Annotated in this window: 16 protein-coding genes; 6 read left to right on the top strand and 10 right to left on the bottom strand. The window is 64.9% G+C overall.

Translation table 11 applies throughout. From position 1 onward, the window contains the following. Positions 1-104 precede the first annotated feature (104 nt). Complete coding sequence (locus ACVWW6_RS17965; RefSeq protein ID WP_011089423.1) at positions 105-386, top strand: hypothetical protein; 282 nt, start codon at positions 105-107, stop codon at positions 384-386. 81 nt (positions 387-467) lie between these two features. Here ACVWW6_RS17965 and ACVWW6_RS17960 read toward each other — a convergent pair whose 3' ends face one another. Both ACVWW6_RS17960 and ettA read right to left on the bottom strand, forming a co-directional pair. Beyond that, positions 468-1,694: a lytic murein transglycosylase gene (locus ACVWW6_RS17960; protein ID WP_110117147.1), complete on the bottom strand. Its 1,227-nt coding sequence runs from the start codon at positions 1,692-1,694 to the stop codon at positions 468-470. A 7-nt stretch (positions 1,695-1,701) separates the two neighbouring features. Beyond that, positions 1,702-3,351 carry an energy-dependent translational throttle protein EttA gene (gene ettA, locus ACVWW6_RS17955; RefSeq protein WP_011089425.1) on the bottom strand — a complete coding sequence of 550 codons (1,650 nt, stop codon included), beginning with the start codon at positions 3,349-3,351 and terminating at the stop codon, positions 1,702-1,704. Between the two features lie 236 nt (positions 3,352-3,587). On the opposite strand from ettA, the gene ACVWW6_RS17950 reads away from it, so the two are divergent. Continuing rightward, positions 3,588-3,803 carry a hypothetical protein gene (locus ACVWW6_RS17950; RefSeq protein WP_456681159.1) on the top strand — a complete coding sequence of 72 codons (216 nt, stop codon included), beginning with the start codon at positions 3,588-3,590 and terminating at the stop codon, positions 3,801-3,803. Positions 3,804-3,934: 131 nt separating this feature from the next. Beyond that, positions 3,935-4,897: a D-2-hydroxyacid dehydrogenase family protein gene (locus ACVWW6_RS17945; protein ID WP_110117148.1), complete on the top strand. Its 963-nt coding sequence runs from the start codon at positions 3,935-3,937 to the stop codon at positions 4,895-4,897. A 57-nt stretch (positions 4,898-4,954) separates the two neighbouring features. On the opposite strand, the gene ACVWW6_RS17940 is transcribed toward ACVWW6_RS17945, so the two are convergent. Next, the gene (locus ACVWW6_RS17940; protein ID WP_039185840.1) at positions 4,955-6,157 is read right to left on the bottom strand and encodes a L,D-transpeptidase; all 1,203 of its coding nucleotides are present in this window, start codon (positions 6,155-6,157) and stop codon (positions 4,955-4,957) included. A gap of 368 nt (positions 6,158-6,525) precedes the next feature. On the opposite strand from ACVWW6_RS17940, the gene ACVWW6_RS17935 reads away from it, so the two are divergent. Further along, positions 6,526-7,290 carry a hypothetical protein gene (locus ACVWW6_RS17935; RefSeq protein ID WP_456681158.1) on the top strand — a complete coding sequence of 255 codons (765 nt, stop codon included), beginning with the start codon at positions 6,526-6,528 and terminating at the stop codon, positions 7,288-7,290. A 174-nt stretch (positions 7,291-7,464) separates the two neighbouring features. Here the strand turns inward: ACVWW6_RS17935 and sseA are convergent, their stop codons facing one another. The 3 genes from sseA to ACVWW6_RS17920 form a co-directional block, all read right to left on the bottom strand. Further along, positions 7,465-8,316 carry a 3-mercaptopyruvate sulfurtransferase gene (sseA, locus tag ACVWW6_RS17930; protein ID WP_028174595.1) on the bottom strand — a complete coding sequence of 284 codons (852 nt, stop codon included), beginning with the start codon at positions 8,314-8,316 and terminating at the stop codon, positions 7,465-7,467. 125 nt (positions 8,317-8,441) lie between these two features. Next, on the bottom strand, positions 8,442-8,855 hold the full coding sequence (locus tag ACVWW6_RS17925; RefSeq protein ID WP_110117150.1) for a rhodanese-like domain-containing protein: 414 nt from the start codon (positions 8,853-8,855) through the stop codon (positions 8,442-8,444). Positions 8,856-8,986: 131 nt separating this feature from the next. Then, positions 8,987-10,162, bottom strand: a complete 1,176-nt coding sequence (locus ACVWW6_RS17920) for a vWA domain-containing protein (RefSeq protein WP_011089432.1) — start codon at positions 10,160-10,162, stop codon at positions 8,987-8,989. Between the two features lie 123 nt (positions 10,163-10,285). On the opposite strand from ACVWW6_RS17920, the gene ACVWW6_RS17915 reads away from it, so the two are divergent. Continuing rightward, positions 10,286-10,531, top strand: coding sequence for a GlsB/YeaQ/YmgE family stress response membrane protein (locus tag ACVWW6_RS17915; protein WP_028174594.1), 246 nt, complete (start codon positions 10,286-10,288; stop codon positions 10,529-10,531). A 107-nt stretch (positions 10,532-10,638) separates the two neighbouring features. Then, the gene (locus ACVWW6_RS17910; protein ID WP_028152332.1) at positions 10,639-11,481 is read left to right on the top strand and encodes an AAA family ATPase; all 843 of its coding nucleotides are present in this window, start codon (positions 10,639-10,641) and stop codon (positions 11,479-11,481) included. 941 nt (positions 11,482-12,422) lie between these two features. Here ACVWW6_RS17910 and ACVWW6_RS17905 read toward each other — a convergent pair. From ACVWW6_RS17905 to ACVWW6_RS17890, 4 genes are all read right to left on the bottom strand, one after another. Continuing rightward, positions 12,423-13,184 carry a DUF5958 family protein gene (locus tag ACVWW6_RS17905; RefSeq protein ID WP_456681157.1) on the bottom strand — a complete coding sequence of 254 codons (762 nt, stop codon included), beginning with the start codon at positions 13,182-13,184 and terminating at the stop codon, positions 12,423-12,425. A gap of 171 nt (positions 13,185-13,355) precedes the next feature. After that, complete coding sequence (locus ACVWW6_RS17900) at positions 13,356-13,733, bottom strand: hypothetical protein (protein ID WP_161533639.1); 378 nt, start codon at positions 13,731-13,733, stop codon at positions 13,356-13,358. Positions 13,734-13,920: 187 nt separating this feature from the next. After that, positions 13,921-15,567 (bottom strand): GMC family oxidoreductase, encoded by a 1,647-nt coding sequence (locus ACVWW6_RS17895; protein ID WP_456681156.1) that lies wholly within the window; start codon positions 15,565-15,567, stop codon positions 13,921-13,923. Positions 15,568-15,581: 14 nt separating this feature from the next. After that, on the bottom strand, positions 15,582-16,175 hold the full coding sequence (locus tag ACVWW6_RS17890) for a GNAT family N-acetyltransferase (protein WP_028174592.1): 594 nt from the start codon (positions 16,173-16,175) through the stop codon (positions 15,582-15,584). Between the last annotated feature and the right edge of the window lie 74 nt (positions 16,176-16,249).

Genomic DNA, 16,249 nt, shown 5'->3' with positions numbered 1-16,249 from the left:
GCGCGCTTCCTAGCTGCAAGGCTAATTCCATCAGAGTGTGCGTGAACCTTTGAACCCCGGGCGCCTCTAACAAGGGGAACCCATCTCCCAGGAGAGCCAAGAGCATGAAGAAGACTTTAGTTGCCGCCCTCACGGTTGCGACGGTCGCCGGTTCGCTGGTGACCGCTGCTCCGTCCGCAAAGGCCCATGACGGCGTCGGCGCGGGCATCGCGGCCGGCCTGATCGGCGGCGCCATCGTCGGCGGCGCGATCGCCTCGAGCCGTCCGGCCTATGGCGGCCCCGTCTACGTCGCCGAGCCCCCGCCGCCCGCGCCCTGCTACTGGCAGCGTCAGCGTTACTGGGACGGTTACGGCTGGGTCATCCGCCCGGTCCGCGTCTGCTACTGATCTGATCGCCACGGCGCTCGTGAGCGCCACGATCGAAGCCCGGCCGAGACCATCGGCCGGGCTTTTTCTTTTGGTCCCGAGCTATCGCGCCGCCTCGATCGAGCGCAGCACCTCTTCGCTCGGCCAGCAATCGACCTTCAGGCCCGCCGACTTTTGATAAGCACCGAGCGCTGCGCGCGTCTGCATGCCGGCCTTGCCGTCGATCTTGTCCTTGTAGAGCCCGACGCGCGTGAGCCCGCGCTGCATGGTCTCGACGTCCCTGGTGCGCAATTGCTTCGAGGCCGACCACGGCGTTGCGAAGGGCAACGGGCTCGTCATGCGGTCGCTGAGATGACCGACGAACAGCACGTAGAGGTCGGAGAAATTGTATTCCTTGATGACGAAGTAGTTCTTCGTGGTCAGGAACGACGGGCCGTAGATTCCTTCCGGCTGCAGCAACGAGGCCGGCTGCGCCTGCTCCGCGGCGCTGAGCTTTTGTCCACGCACCGGCACGAAGCCTTCGCGCAGCCATTGGCTGATCGGCTTCGTCACCTCTGGCACCCCGGTGGTGCAATCGACCTTCGCCGGCGCCTGCACCTCGTAGGCCCAGCGCACGCCGCTCTGCCACCCCTTGTTGACGAGTTGCTGGGCGGCGGAGGCGAGCGCATCCGGCACCGAGTGCCAGATGTCGATGCGGCCGTCGCGGTCGAAGTCGACGCCGTGCTTGTAATATTCGGACGGCAGGAATTGCGTGAGCCCGGTGGCGCCGGCCCAGGACGAGCGCATGTCCTTGCGTGTCACCACGCCCTCGCCCAGGATCTTCAGCGAGAGGATGAACTCGTTGCGATAGGTGTCCTTGCGGCGCCCGACATAGGCCTGCGTCGCCAGCACGCGGACCAAATCATACGGCAGCGTGTAGCGGCCGTAGTCGGTCTCGCGGCCCCAGATCGCGAGCATGACGGTCGCCGGCACGCCGGAGCTCTTCTCGATCTCGGTCAGCGCGGGACGATATTTTTGCAAGAGCCGCTGCCCCTCGCCCGCAAGGCGCGCGATCGAGGCGTCCCTGACGTAGTCGGCCGGCACCTGCACGAACTCGGCCTGCGACGGCGCGCCGGTCGCCGGCCGGCCCGGCAGGATCAGATCCGGCAGCTTGTAGTCCGGCTCGAGCCCGCGCGTCTCTTGCTCGAACGTCGCGCGCGACACGCCGGCCGCCTGCGCCTCCGGCCAGAGCGAGGCGATGAACTGCGTGAAGGCGGCGTCGGCGGCGCGGGCGGACGACCAGCCGCAGGTGACAACGATCACCGCAGCGATGAGCGCCCGCCGCATCATGCCGCCATCACCGCGTCAGCTTCTTGTACTTCACGCGGTGCGGGATGATGCTGTCCTGGCCGAGCCGGCGCATCTTGTCCTTCTCGTAGTCCTGGAAGTTGCCTTCGAACCATTCGACATGGCTGTCGCCCTCGAAGGCCAGGATGTGGGTCGCGATGCGGTCGAGGAACCAGCGATCATGGCTGATGATGACGGCGCAGCCGGCGAAATCCTCCAGCGCCTCTTCGAGCGCGCGCAGCGTGTCGACGTCGAGGTCGTTGGTCGGTTCGTCGAGCAGCAGGACGTTGGCACCGGACTTGAGCATCTTGGCGAGATGCACGCGGTTGCGCTCACCGCCGGAGAGCGCGCCGACCTTCTTCTGCTGGTCGGCGCCCTTGAAGTTGAACGACGAGCAATAGCCGCGCGAATTGACTTCCTTCTTGCCGAGCAGGATCAGCTCGTTGCCGCCGGAGATCTCCTCCCACACGTTCTTGTTGCCGTCGAGCGCGTCGCGCGACTGGTCGACATAGCCGAGATGCACGGTCTCGCCGACCGTGATGGTGCCCTTGTCCGGCGTTTCCTGCTTGGTGATCATCTTGAACAGCGTGGTCTTGCCGGCGCCGTTGGCGCCGATCACGCCGACGATGCCACCAGGCGGCAGCTTGAAGGTAAGATCGTCGATCAGCAGACGATCGCCGTAGCCTTTGCTGAGGCCTTCGAAATCGACCACGTTGGCGCCGAGCCGCTCGGCCACGGGGATGATGATCTGCGCGGTCTGGGTCTGCTTCTCGCTCGCCTGCTTCAGCAGTTCCTCGTAGCGCTGGTAGCGCGCCTTGGACTTGGCCTGGCGTGCCTTCGGCGAGGACGCGACCCATTCCTGCTCGCGCGCAATCGTCTTCTGGTGCGCGGCGTCCTCGCGGCCTTCCTGCTCCAGCCGCTTCTGCTTCTGCACCAACCAGGACGAGTAGTTGCCCTCGTAGGGAATGCCCTTGCCGCGATCGAGCTCGAGGATCCAGCTGGTGACGTTGTCGAGAAAGTAGCGATCATGGGTGACGATCAGGATCGCGCCGGGATAGTTGCGCAGATGGCCTTCCAGCCACGACACCGACTCGGCGTCGAGATGGTTGGTCGGCTCGTCCAGCAGCAGAAGCTCGGGCTGGTCGAGCAGCAGCCGGCACAGCGCGACGCGGCGGCGCTCACCGCCGGAGAGTTTTGTGACGTCGGCATCGTCGGGCGGGCAGCGCAGCGCGTCCATGGCCTGGTCGACCTTGCTGTCGAGATCCCAGAGGCCCTGGGCCTCGATCTCGTCCTGCAGCTTGGTCATCTCGTCGGCGGTCTCCTCGGAGTAGTTCATCGCCAGCTCATTGTAGCGATCGAGGATGGCCTTCTGCTTGGCGACGCCCAGCATGACGTTCTCGCGCACGGAAAGCTTGGCATCGAGCTGCGGTTCCTGCTCGAGATAGCCAACGCGGGCGCCCTGGGCGACCCAAGCCTCGCCATTATACTCCTTGTCGAGGCCGGCCATGATCTTGAGCAGCGTCGACTTGCCCGAGCCGTTGACGCCGAGCACGCCGATCTTGGCGTCCGGGTAGAAGCTCAGATGGATGTTATCGAGCACCTTCCGGGTCGGGTAGCTCTTGGTCAGGCCCTGCATGAAATAGATGAACTGGCGCGCCATCGGTCCCGTGAAACCTTCGATTTGAGGAAATTTGCTTGCCGCCGATGTAGCGATCCCGCCCCCAAAGGGCAACGTTTTCCCTCCGTTCACCACGGATGAATACGGGATGGACACCATGCTGACGCCAATCCGGACAATTGAAACCATTTTTTAATAAAGCAGGCCAAAGCTCGTCACGGCGCCGAAAAAGACGCCACCCGCGGCAGAAGCGGCGGGGAGAACAGCGAGGCCGCACCATGGCTCTGATCGAGACCCATTCTCTTCCCGTTCCGGCAGAAGCCGGCAGCACCTCCGCGCTCGTCGCGGAGATCAAGGGCTTCTGGAAGGGCTTCTTCGCCACCGCCTTCAACCCCTACCGGCCCGAGCTGCACTACATGCGCGGCCCCGGCCCCGCCTGGCGCGCCAAGCACGGCATGGATGCGCCGGTCCGGCTGAAGCCCCGCGACCTCTGAGCCCTTTCCCGCTATCGGATTTTTGAAGACGCGAGCTGCTTGCGCGCAGGTGTGATTGCGCGCAACCATGGCCCGGTTCCGACGATGGCGCCCCGCCTGGCGCCGTCACCTCTCGCCATGGATGAACGCTGATGACGCGGCTGCGCTGTGCAATTCTCGACGACTATTTCAACATCGCCCTCGACGTCGCCGACTGGCCGAAACTGTCGGACCGCATCGACGTCACCGTGTTCAGCCATCCCTTCACTTCGGAGCAGGCCGCGGCCAGCGCGCTCGCCGATTTCGAGATCGTCTGCGCGATGCGCGAGCGCACCGCGTTCCCCAAGAGCCTGTTCGATAGCTTGCCGAAGCTGAAGCTGCTGCTGACGTCAGGCATGCGCAACGCCTCGATCGACATGGAGGCCGCGAAGGCGAAGGGCGTTGCGATCGGCGGCACGCAATATTCCCGCGATCCCACGGCACCGCTGACCATGGGCCTCATCCTGGAGCTGACCCGCGGTATCGGCCGGGAGAATGCGCGCATGCATGCCGGCGAGCCCTGGCAGACCTTTGCCGGCGTCGAGATCGAGGGGCTGACGCTCGGCATCGTCGGGCTCGGCAAGCTCGGCAGCAAGATGGCGGGCATTGCGAAAGCATTCGGCATGAACGTGATCGCCTGGAGCCCGAACCTCACGCCGGAGAAGTGCAAGGCGGCCGGCGTCGGCTACGCCACCAAGGAGGAGCTGTTCGCCAAGGCCGACATCGTCACCATCCATGTGGTGCTGAGCGAGCGTTCGCGGGGACTGGTCGGCGCTGCGGACCTCGCGCGGATGAAGCCGACGGCCTTCCTCGTCAACACCGCGCGCGGGCCGATCGTGGACGAGCAGGCCCTGCTGGAGGCCTTGCAGCAGCGGAAGATCGCGGGCGCCGGCTTGGATGTGTTCTCGGTCGAGCCGCTGCCGGTCGACCATCCCTTCCGCAAGCTCGACAATCTCGTGCTGACGCCGCATCTCGGCTACGCCACCGAGGACGGCTTGCGCATCCATTACGGCCAGATGGTCGAGGCGATCGACGCCTGGACCCGCGGCGGCGAGATGCCGCGCAAGCTGGCCTGAAACGAAAAGGGCGTGCCGACGGCACGCCCTTCGCAATCTGAATTGTCTCGAAGCGCCTTAGCGCACGGTGACCGGTGCGGGCAGCGGCGGCACCACGGTCGGCTGCGTACCCGGGACGGGGCCGGCCTGGGCCGCCATCGGGGCCGGCGCACCGGGGGTGGGTGCGGCGGACGCAGTCGCCGTTCCCGGCGCCGGACCACCCGGCATCACCACCACGCGCGTGCCGACCTTGACCCGGTCGAACAGGTCGGAGACGTCCTCGTTCAGCATGCCGATGCAGCCGGAGGAGACGAACTTGCCGATCGTCGAGGGCTGGTTGGTGCCGTGGATGCGGTAGACGGTCGAGCCGAGATACATCGCGCGGGCGCCGAGCGGATTGCCGGGGCCGCCGGCCATGAAGCGCGGCAAATAGGGCTGGCGCTCGATCATCTCCGTCGGCGGATGCCAATCCGGCCACTCGGCCTTGCGGGTGATCTTCTGCACCCCGGTCCAGGTGAAGCCGTCGCGGCCGACGCGGACGCCGTAACGGACCGCGCGGCCATTACCGAGGACGTAGTACAGATAGGTGTTCGGGGTATCGACGATGATCGTTCCGGCCGGCTCCTTGGTCGCGAGCGAGACCTCCTGGCGGCGCAGATTCGGCGGCAACTGTGCCGGCGCGGCGTCGGGCTGCTCCTCGGGCGGAAGCGAGGCGATTGCCATCGGCCGGCCATCGGCGCCAACCGGCGGCTGCCCGGCCTGAACCGCTCCGGTCGCGGCGGGACCACCGACGGCTTCCGGCGGACGCAGGCCGTCGCTGCCGGGGGCCTGCTGAGCGGGACGGTCGGCATAGATCACCGCGGGCGGGCCGGCGGGGCGGCCGTAGCGGGGATCGTCGGGCGACATCACCGGCCCCTGCGGCGGCGCAGCCGAGTAGACGGGAGCGCCGGCGGGACGGCCATAACGGGGATCATCCGGCGACATCACCGGCCCCTGCGGCGGCGCAGCCGAATAGACCGGAGGACCAGCGGGGCGGCCGTAGCGGGGATCGTTGGGCGAGATCGGACCGCCCGGGCCGGGCGGCGGCAGCGATGCCTGCGGCAGCGCGTCGTCGTCATCTTCCAGCGCGTCGAAACTCGGCGTGCGGTCGCCGGGGCGGTATTCAGCCGGAGCGCCGTAGCTCGGCGCCTGCTGGACCGGATAGCTCTGGGCCTGTGCGAGCGAGGTTCCCGCCGCAGCGACTGTTGCAGCAGCGCATATCGTCAGAAAATGTTTGATCATCATCGCTCTTGTATAGTCCCCAGGCCCTATCGGACCGCTAACGGCCAGATGACCGAAGATAGCGGCACATTCAAGACATTACAGGCCGATTTGCGCCGGATTTGCCGATTTGTGATCCGCAAGACTACCGTTGCTCCGTTGCATCACGGGGGCGGAAATCGCATTCCGCCGTGGATTGCCGGAGTCATCGACCCCGATTTTAAGGGAACGGCGCGGAGGGGTTGCGATATGTTCGAATCAGCCTGATTCGCCGCCGCTTTGAGCTCCGATTCCGCGTGGCGAACGCGGCAACCAGTACTGTCACCGCGTTCAGATGGCTCATTGGCCCTGGCCACCTCGCCGCCGGGGCGGAAATTCGCAATCCCTCGATGCTTCCCGGCTTTCGCTTCCTGCTTGCCGCGATCCTGCTGTCAACCTCCATCCTGGTGTTCGGCTTGGGCGCCGCCGCGCTGCTGCGGGCGAGCCACGAGCAGTATGTCAGCAACCCCTCCTGGCGGAACGGCCCGCAGGAGCAGATGTTTGCCCAGGCATCCGAGCCGGCCCAGCCGGTGCTCGCGGCCTTGCGGGCGGAGCCGGAGCCGGCCGAGCCCACCGCGCCGTCGCTGCGCGACCAGGTGCCGACCATCGCTCTGCCGGTGAGCGAGCCCGAGCAGGTCGCGGCGGTGACGAGTGAGGCTGACGCTGAGCCCCAGGTCGCTACACCGTCGGCTGAGGCGCCAGCCGCCGAACCGGCCAAGACCGAGACGACGACGGAAGCCACGGCACCAGCTCCCACCGACACGCTCACCCCTGCCGACACCACGGCATCGATCCCCGAGGCCACCCCTGTCCCGACCGCCGGCGCGCCGGCCCCGGCTGACCCTAGCCTCGCCCTGGAATCCTCGGCGCTCGATGCCGCCTCGGCCAGGATGGCTGCACTGAATGATCCCGCGACCACGGCCTGGAAGGATCCGCCGGCCAAGGCCAAGGCGGACAGCAGCGCACCGGACAGCAAGGCGACGAAGCCGCGGGCGAAGGCGAAGAAGCGGCACCGCGTGGTGCGGCGCCCGCCGCCTCAACAGCTGCAGCAGTCGCTTGACCCGTTTGGACAGCCGCAGCAGACCTTCGCTACGACGACCACGCGCGCGCGCTGATCCCTCTTCACCTCTCCCCGCTTGCGGGGAGAGGTCGGATCGCTCTTGCGATCCGGGTGAGGGGTACAGGTCCCTCGATAATCTCATCGTGTGGAGAGAGGCCCCTCACCCCAACCCTCTCCCCGCAAGAGCGGGGCGAGGGAGCGCACCTTCAGCGCGGCCATAGTAAGCGACTCACGCCGGCCCGGTCGCGACCGGCGGGCCGCCGGCCTGGCCCCATTCCGACCATGAGCCGTCATAGAGCGCGGTATCGGTGATGCCGAGGCGATAGAGCGCGAGCGTCAGCACGCCGGCCGACACACCCGAGCCGCAGCTCGTCACGATCGGCGCATCGAGCTTGACGCCGGCACCGGTGAAAGCGGCACGCAGATCGTCGAGCGGCTTCATCGTTCCGGTCGCGGCATCGAACAGGAGATTGTAGGGCACGTTGCGGGCGCCGGGGATGTGGCCGGAGCGGATGCCCGCGCGCGGCTCGGGCGCGCGGCCCTCGAAACGGTCGGCGGCGCGTGCGTCGATCACCTGCTCTTTGTTGCTTTCGACGTTGGCGATGAGCTGCTGCATGCTGCGCACGCGTTTTGAATCATAGCTCGCCTTGAACGTCGCAGGCTTCGGCTTCACCTCGCCGCTCTCGACGGGACGCCCCTCGGCGCGCCACTTCTTCAGGCCGCCATTGAGGATGCGTACATTGCCGTGGCCGAAAGCCAGGAACATCCACCACGCGCGCGGCGCGGCGACCCAGCCGCCGGCATCGTAGATCACGACCGTGTCGGCATTACCGATGCCGAGATTGCCGACGTCGCGGCCGAACTGCTCGGCGCTCGGATACATATGCGGCAGCGGGTTGGAATGATCCGACACCGCGTCGACGTCGAAGAACACCGCGCCGGGCAGATGCGCGGCGAGATAGTCGTCCTTCGGCAGCGGCAGCACGCCCGGCAGCTTGAAGCTGGCGTCGAGCACTTTAAGGTTGGCGTCGTTGATATGGGCGGCGAGCCATTCGGTGGACACGAGGGGGTCGGGGGTCATCGGTCTTTCCTTGTCATTCCGGGGCGCGCGTAGCGCGAGCCCGGAATCTATCGCGCGGCAGAGATGGTGGATGAATGGATTCCGGGTTCGCGCTACGCGCGCCCCGGAATGACGAAGGGAGAGATCTAGCCCTTCTTCTTCGGCTCCCACTGCTCCACCGGGCCGCCGGCGTCGCGCCAGGCGGCGTAGCCGCCGGCGATGTGGGCGACGGGCTTGAGGCCCATGTCCTGCGCGGTCTTGGCAGCGAGCGCGGAGCGCAGGCCGCCGGCGCAGTGGAAGACGAACTTCTTGTCTTCCTGGAAGATCGGCTTGGCGTACGGGCTCTGCGGATCGATCCAGAATTCCAACATGCCGCGGGTGCAGGCGAACGCGCCGGGGATGCGGCCGTCGCGCTCGATCTCGCGGGGATCGCGGATGTCGACGATGACGACGTCGCCGTTCTTGGAGATCTCGATGGCGTCCTTGGCGGTGAGCGTCTCGATCTCGGCATTGGCCTCGTCGATCAGCGCCTTGATGCCGCGGGTGATGGTCTGGGGCATGGGTCTTCCCTTCTGTTATTTCGTCATTCCGGGGCGATGCGCAGCATCGAACCCGGAATCCATTTATCGACGAACATTGCGGCCCGATGGATTCCGGGTTCGCGCTGCGCGCGCCCTGGAATGACGGGAAGCTAGTGCGTCAATTCCTTCATCGCACCCTCCAGCCCCTCGATCGTGATCGGGAACATGCGATTGGTGAAGATGCGCTTGATGATGGTGGTCGATTCCGAATAGTCCCAGTGCTTCTGCGCGACCGGATTGAGCCACACCGTATGCGGATAGGTGCGGATGATGCGGTCGAGCCAGACCGAACCCGGCTCCTCGTTGACATGCTCGACCGAGCCGCCCGGCACCATGATCTCGTAAGGCGACATCGAGGCGTCGCCGACGAACACGACCTTGTAGTCGTGCGGGTATTTGTGCAGCACGTCCCAGGTCGGCGTGCGGTCGGTGAAACGGCGCTTATTCTGCTTCCACACGCCTTCATAGAGGCAGTTGTGGAAGTAGAAGTACTCCATGTGCTTGAACTCGCTCTTCGCCGCCGAGAACAGCTCCTCGACCTGCTCGATATGCGAATCCATCGAGCCGCCGATGTCGAAGAACACCAAGAGCTTCACCGCGTTGCGCCGCTCGGGCCGCATGTGCACGTCGAGATAACCGTGATTGGCGGTCTCGCGGATGGTGGTGTCGAGATCGAGCTCATCAGGCGCGCCGGTGCGCGCGAACTTGCGCAGGCGCCGCAGCGCCACCTTGATGTTGCGGATGCCGAGCTCGACATTGCCGTCGAGATCCTTGAACTCGCGCTTGTCCCACACCTTCACGGCGCGGTTGTTGCGGTTCTTCTCCTGACCGATGCGGACGCCCTCGGGATTATAGCCGTGGGCCCCGAACGGCGAGGTGCCGGCGGTGCCGATCCACTTCGAGCCGCCCTGATGCCGCCCCTTCTGCTCCTCGAGGCGCTTCTTCAGGGTCTCCATGAGCTTGTCCCAGCCCATGGCCTCGATCTGCTTCTTCTCTTCCTCGGTGAGATACTTCTCCGCGAGCTTCTTCAGCCACTCCTCGGGGATCTCGGCCTTGTCCATGGCCTCGAGCAGGCTCTCCAGCCCCTTGAACACGGTGCCGAAGACGCGGTCGAACTTGTCGAGATTGCGCTCGTCCTTCACCAGCGAGGCGCGCGACAGATAGTAGAAATTCTCGACGGTGTAGTCCGCGAGGTCAGCGTCGAGCGCCTCCATCAGCGTGAGGTATTCGCGCAGCGTCACGGGGACCTGCGCATCGCGCAGAGAAGTGAAGAATTGCAGGAACATGGGTGACAGATTGCCCGTCGGGGGGCGGACGTCAAGGGGCGGAGCCCGTCGTCGGACGCTGGACCGGGAGGCTTTTTGCTCTAGAATTGACCACCTCACGGGGTTGTTTTGGGGACGTATGCAATGGGAATTCTCGCTGCACTCATCATCGGCGCGATCGCCGGCTGGCTCGCCGGCAAGATTGTCCACGGGGCGGGATTTGGGCTGATCGGCAACATCGTCGTCGGCATCATCGGCGCGCTGGTTGCAGGCTGGGTGCTGCCTCAGCTGCACATCCAGCTCGCCAGCGGCACGGTCGGCGCCATCGTGGACGCCACCATCGGCGCGGTGATTGTGCTCGTCATCCTTTCGCTGATAAAACGGGTCTGAAAGCCTGACCGAACCAGGAACGGCCGCCATGAGCGGCCGTTCCGTTTGTTGGACCAGGGCGAAGCCTGCAGGGCAAGATCTGGGACGACGACCAACAAGGACGCGCGATGAAATTTACCGGCACCAAGGACTATGTTGCGACCGACGATCTCAAGGTCGCCGTCAATGCCTCGATCGTGCTGGAGCGCCCGCTCCTCATCAAGGGCGAGCCCGGCACCGGCAAGACCGTGCTGGCGGAGGAAGTGGCCAAGGCGCTGAACGCGCCGCTTCTGACCTGGCACATCAAGTCCACCACCAAGGCGCAGCAGGGCCTCTACGAATACGACGCGGTGTCGCGCCTGCGCGACAGCCAGCTCGGTGATGCCCGCGTGTCCGACATCAGGAACTACATCAAGCGCGGCAAGCTGTGGGAGGCGTTCACCGCCGAACAGCGCCCGGTGCTGCTGATCGACGAGATCGACAAGGCCGACATCGAGTTCCCGAACGATTTGCTGCTCGAGCTCGACCGCATGGAATTCCATGTCTACGAGACCGGCGAGACGATCAAGGCGAAGCAGCGCCCGATCATGATGATCACCTCCAACAACGAGAAGGAGCTGCCGGACGCTTTCCTCCGCCGCTGCTTCTTCCACTACATCAAGTTCCCCGACGCCGACACCATGGGCCGCATCGTCGACGTCCACTTCCCCGGCATCAAGAAGCGCCTGGTGGAAGAGGCGCTGCGCATCTTCTTCGAAGTGCGCGAGGTGCCCGGCCTGAAGAAGAAGCCGTCCACCTCGGAGCTTTTGGACTGGCTCAAGCTGCTGCTCAACGAGGACATGAGCGTTGAGCAACTGCGCGAGCGCGATCCGCGCAAGCTGATCCCGCCGCTGCACGGTGCGCTGCTGAAGAACGAGCAGGACGTGCATCTGTTCGAGCGGCTGGCGTTCTTGAGCCGAAGGGAAGTGTAGGTCGGCGCGCCGCCAACCACACGCCCGGTGTCGTCCCGGCCTAGTGCGCAATTGCGCACGGGGGCCGGGACCCATACCGCGTGATTTATCGATAAGACTCCAGGGCCAGTACCGCCCACCAAACCACTCTCTGGGGTAATGGGTCCTGGCTTTCGCCAGGACGACGTTGGGGAGGCATTTGCGCGCTGCCTCAACCTCGTCATTGCGAGCGCAGCGAAGCAATCCAGAAGCCCTCCGCGGAAACAGTCTGGATTACCTCGCTGCGCTCGCAATGACGGAGCAAGGGGCAAGGGCATCGTTCTCCACCTCGCAGCTTAATCGCAGACACGACTTCGCATCCTCGCGGCGCATTTCGCCCGAGCTTTGCTCTCTCCATCACACCCTCCAGGAAAGAGGGCGCAGGGAAGGCCGGGTGCCGGCTGGCACCCACGGTCCGCCGTGCGAAGGCGCACGCAGAAAAACTGCACAGCGGCATACAGGTGAAGCCCAACACACGGCCTTCCCTGCGCGATGGTCGGACGGCTTATGCCGTGCTCTCCCGGGAGCCGAGTTCGTTCTGGCCTCCCTCGTCCTCGCGGAATTCACCGACACCGCGCCGGTTGACGCGACTGCCGCATCCGCAAGAGCTTGACCGTAGCAACGACGGCCAGGACCACACGGTTTTGCCGTACGCACGCAGCGCCGCTCGTCCGCACGAAGTTTTGGGCTCACGGAGAGCAATCCGCCCTGCCCTCAGCCTCTCGCACACGACGCTGCCGCGTCCACCGCAACCCGGCCCGCGTTTCGAACGACTCGCGAACCGCCCCTCTTCGTGGGCCGGGCTGCGTCAATCTATACCGCAATTCCGAATTTCGGTAAAGTGGAATATTTTCGCGAAGAAGGGTTGACGGGGTGCGGGGTGTTTTGCCCGACGGGCAACGAAAGATGGATTGTTCGGGGCCTCAAGCCCCGGAATTGCGAGACCAGCGCCGCTGCTTGGCCGCTCCGAAAAGAAGCTCCACTGTCATCGGCGCCTTGGTTCTCCGTCCAAGGAGCGTCTTCACTAGGCCGCTCAGCTCAAACCCTTCGCCGCCAAAATACATGTCAAAATCGAACTCCGACATGTCGACATTGAACTGCTCCGCAAATCGACGAACCAACTCCCGCGCGTCGTCTCCGTCGACGCCCAAATCCCGGGCGATGTCGGTGCCAAGCGTGATTTGCTTGCGCGTCAACGTCTCTGTCCGGACAAAAGAAAGCAAGCTTTCCAGAAGCCCTGCGTCCCGCATTCGCTTGATGTCATTGACGACGTCCGGATCGCCCAAGTCCCTGTGCCACCAATGGTTTATACGATCCAGCGGCCGCTCCTTTCGTCGCCTGCCGTCTGCAACGGCGAGCAACTCGATGAGGAGCCGAAACACGCGAGGCAGCTCAAACTCTGGAAGCATCACGAGCTTCGCCAATTGAACCCGCAGATTGGGCATCGCGATCAAGACGCACGGAGTAAGCGTCGGCTTCAGCCGTGACTCCGCGATTGCGACAACCACATCTTCGGGCTTGGGCCTTGCCTGCAATATGAAGTTACTCAAGCCACGGAGCAGCCTGCGCTTGTCGTCCTCGCTCTGCGCGCCGAACCAAGCGTCGCCCTCTGGATTGCTTGCGATCCCCTGCGCCAGTTGATTCAACAGGATTTCTTCGTCCACATTTAACATCGCGCCACCCATGGCAGCGCTGCACCCCAGCCCACGACAAAGTCATGGTGATTGCTGCAAAGGAGATAGCTCGCCTTCTCGTCACAGACATAAAACTCGAGTGCCGGACAGTCCTCCAGAACCCGAAGCAGGTCCGCACCACACGAAAATTTCATTCTGCGATACTCATTGCCGATTTCGCCTTCACGTGCGCAGCGGGTTGCCAGGCTCGAAGGGAGACAGGTTTTCGGGTCGCGGTAACACAGACGGGGCATCGCCTGCCAAGCCATACACATCGATGCCCTTCAGCAAGCCACCACTCGAATAGATGAATATTCCACTTGGGTGATCACCATCGTTCAGCAGGAATTCACCGAGAATCTCAGCGCCGGGCGGTGCTTCAGCATGCCCCTTGATTTGGAAGTTGATGCTGGCACATCCACATCGACATCTCCAGGGCGTGACTTCGGCCAACTCGAGCTGATCCAGATATCGCTTGGCTTCTTCCGCGCCATGCTCCAACATCCAGCGCGCAAGATCGCGCTCGGCATCCGTGAGTGGACGATTTTGGTCTGTGCTCAAAATGACTTCGTTCGGCTGACGGCGGCCCGCTACCTTAGCTTGCAGAGCGGGATAAGGCCAGCGGGCGGTAGGGTGGGTTAGCGTCAGCGTAACCCACCTCTTTGGTCTCCGCGTCGAAAGAAGTGGTGGGTTACGCCGCGCGGACTGCGCTTCGCGCAGCCGCTAGCTAACCCACCCTACGAAGATCTCACGCCACCGCTGCATCCGGAATGCGCGCGGCTTCCATCGGCACCTTGCCGCGGATCAGGTCCGAGGCACGGTCGGCGATCATCATCGTGGATGCGTTCAAATTCGCCGAGATCATGCGCGGCATCACGGAGGCATCGATCACGCGGAGGCCCTCCAACCCGTGGACGCGAAGTTGGTCGTCGACCACTGCCCACGTGCTGTCCGCCGGGCCCATGCGGCAGGTGCAGCCGGGGTGGAAGGTGGTGGTGCCGCGCTCGGTGGCGGCGGCGAGGAATTCGTCGTCGGTGTTGATGTTGGGGCCGGGGAAATCCTCGTAGGCGTAATAGGGCGACAGCGGCGCACTCTTCAGAAGGCGCCGCGCGAGCTTCATGCCGCCGACGATGACGCGGCGGTCGAGCTCGGCGTCGAGATAATTGGTCTGGATGATCGGCGGCGCGAACGGATCCGCCGAGCGGATGCGGACATAGCCGCGGCTCTCGGGGCGCTGCTGCCAGGAGGCCACCGTCATGCCAGGCTCGTCCTCGAGCTGGCCCTGCACGCCTTCCTTGTAGCTTGCCGGTGTGAAGGTGAGCTGCAGGTCGGAAGACTCGGCGCTCTCGCCGGAGTGCCAGAAGCAATAGACCATGGTCGGCGACAGCGAGAGCAGGCCGCGGCGCGCGGTTGCCCATTTCAGCGCTTCGATCCACAGCGAGAAGCCGCGGCGGAGCTCGTTGATGGTCTTGATGTCTTTGACGCGCGCCACCGTGCGCGGGGCGTAATGATCCTGGAGACCTTCGCCGACCGGCAACGCGTGACGAACCGCGATGCCGTGCGCAGCCAGCAGGTCGGGCGAGCCGATTCCGGAGAGCTGGAGCAGTTGCGGCGAATTATAGGTGCCGCCGGACAGGATCACTTCCTTGTTGGCGCGCACCTCCACCGGCGTGCCGCCACGGCCGCCCTTGGTGTAGCGCACGCCGACGGCGCGCTTGCCCTCGAAGATGATCCCGGTTGCGTGCGCGTGGGTGTGCACATGCACGTTGGGCCGTTTCATCGCGGGCTTCAGGAACGCGGTCGAGCCGGAGACGCGCAGGCCGTTGTTGATGGTGCGCTGGCAGTAGGAGACGCCTTCCTGCTTCGCGCCGTTGTAGTCGGGGTTACGCGGGATGCCGAGCGAGACCGCGCCCTCCATGAAGGCCTCGCAGAGCGGATCGCGCCAGTCCATGGTGGTGACGATGAGGTTGCCGTCGCGTCCGCGATAGGTGTCCTCGCCCTCGCCGACCCGCTTCTCCAGCCGCTTGAAGTAGGGCAGCACGTCGGCATAGCCCCAGCCGCGATTGCCCATCTGCGCCCAGGTGTCGAAATCCATGCGCTGGCCGCGATTGTAGATGTGGCCGTTGATCGAGGACGAGCCGCCGAGCGTCTTGCCGCGCGGCGCGTAGATGCTGCGCCCGCCGGTGTAGGGCCCCGGCTCCTGCTGGTAGGCCCAGTTGATGCTCTTCATGTGGAAGGTCTTGATGAAGCCCGCCGGCAGATGGATGTACGGGTGCCAGTCGCTCGGGCCCGCCTCCAGCACGCAGACGCTAACGTTCGGATCTTCGCTGAGCCGGTTGGCAAGCACGCAGCCGGCGGAGCCCGCGCCGACGATCACATAATCAAATCTGTCCATGGTGCCTCGGCCGCTCAGCGCGGCTTGTCGTTGAGTTGAAATTCGAGATGCGCCTGCACTGTCGGCCATTCGGCGGCGGTGATGCTGTAGACCACGGTGTCGCGCAGCGTGCCGTTCGGCGCGACCTGGTGGCTGCGCAGAATGCCGTCCTGCTTGGCGCCCAGGCGCTCGATGGCGCGGCGGCTCTGGTGGTTGAAGAAGTGCGTGCGGAATTCGACCGCGATGCAGTTCAGCGTCTCGAAGGCGTGCCGGAGCAGCAGCAGCTTGCACTGCGTGTTGAGCGGGCCGCGCTGCGCGCTCTTGCCATACCAGGTCGAGCCGATCTCGACGCGGCGGTTGGTGGCATCGATATTCATGTAGGTCGTCATGCCGACGATGTTGCCGCCGGCGTCGAACACGGTGAACGGCAGCATCGAGCCTGCGGCCTGCAAGGCCAGACGGCGGTCGATCTCCTTGCCCATGTTCTCAGGCAGGGGAATCGCGGTGTACCAGAGCTTCGAGAGCTCGCCGTCCTTCACGGCCTCGGTCAGCCCCTCGATATGCTGGTGCGACAGCGGCTCGAGACGGGCGTGCTGTCCACGCAGGGTGATGGGATCGGGCCAGGGCATGTATCGTTCCTCATGAATGTCATTCCGGGATGGTCCGAAGGACCAGACTATGGTGCGCAATTGCGCACCTGAGA

The sequence above is a fragment of the Bradyrhizobium sp. USDA 3311 genome (genome assembly GCF_054062495.1).
This window is presented reverse-complemented; position numbering and strand designations above follow the sequence as displayed.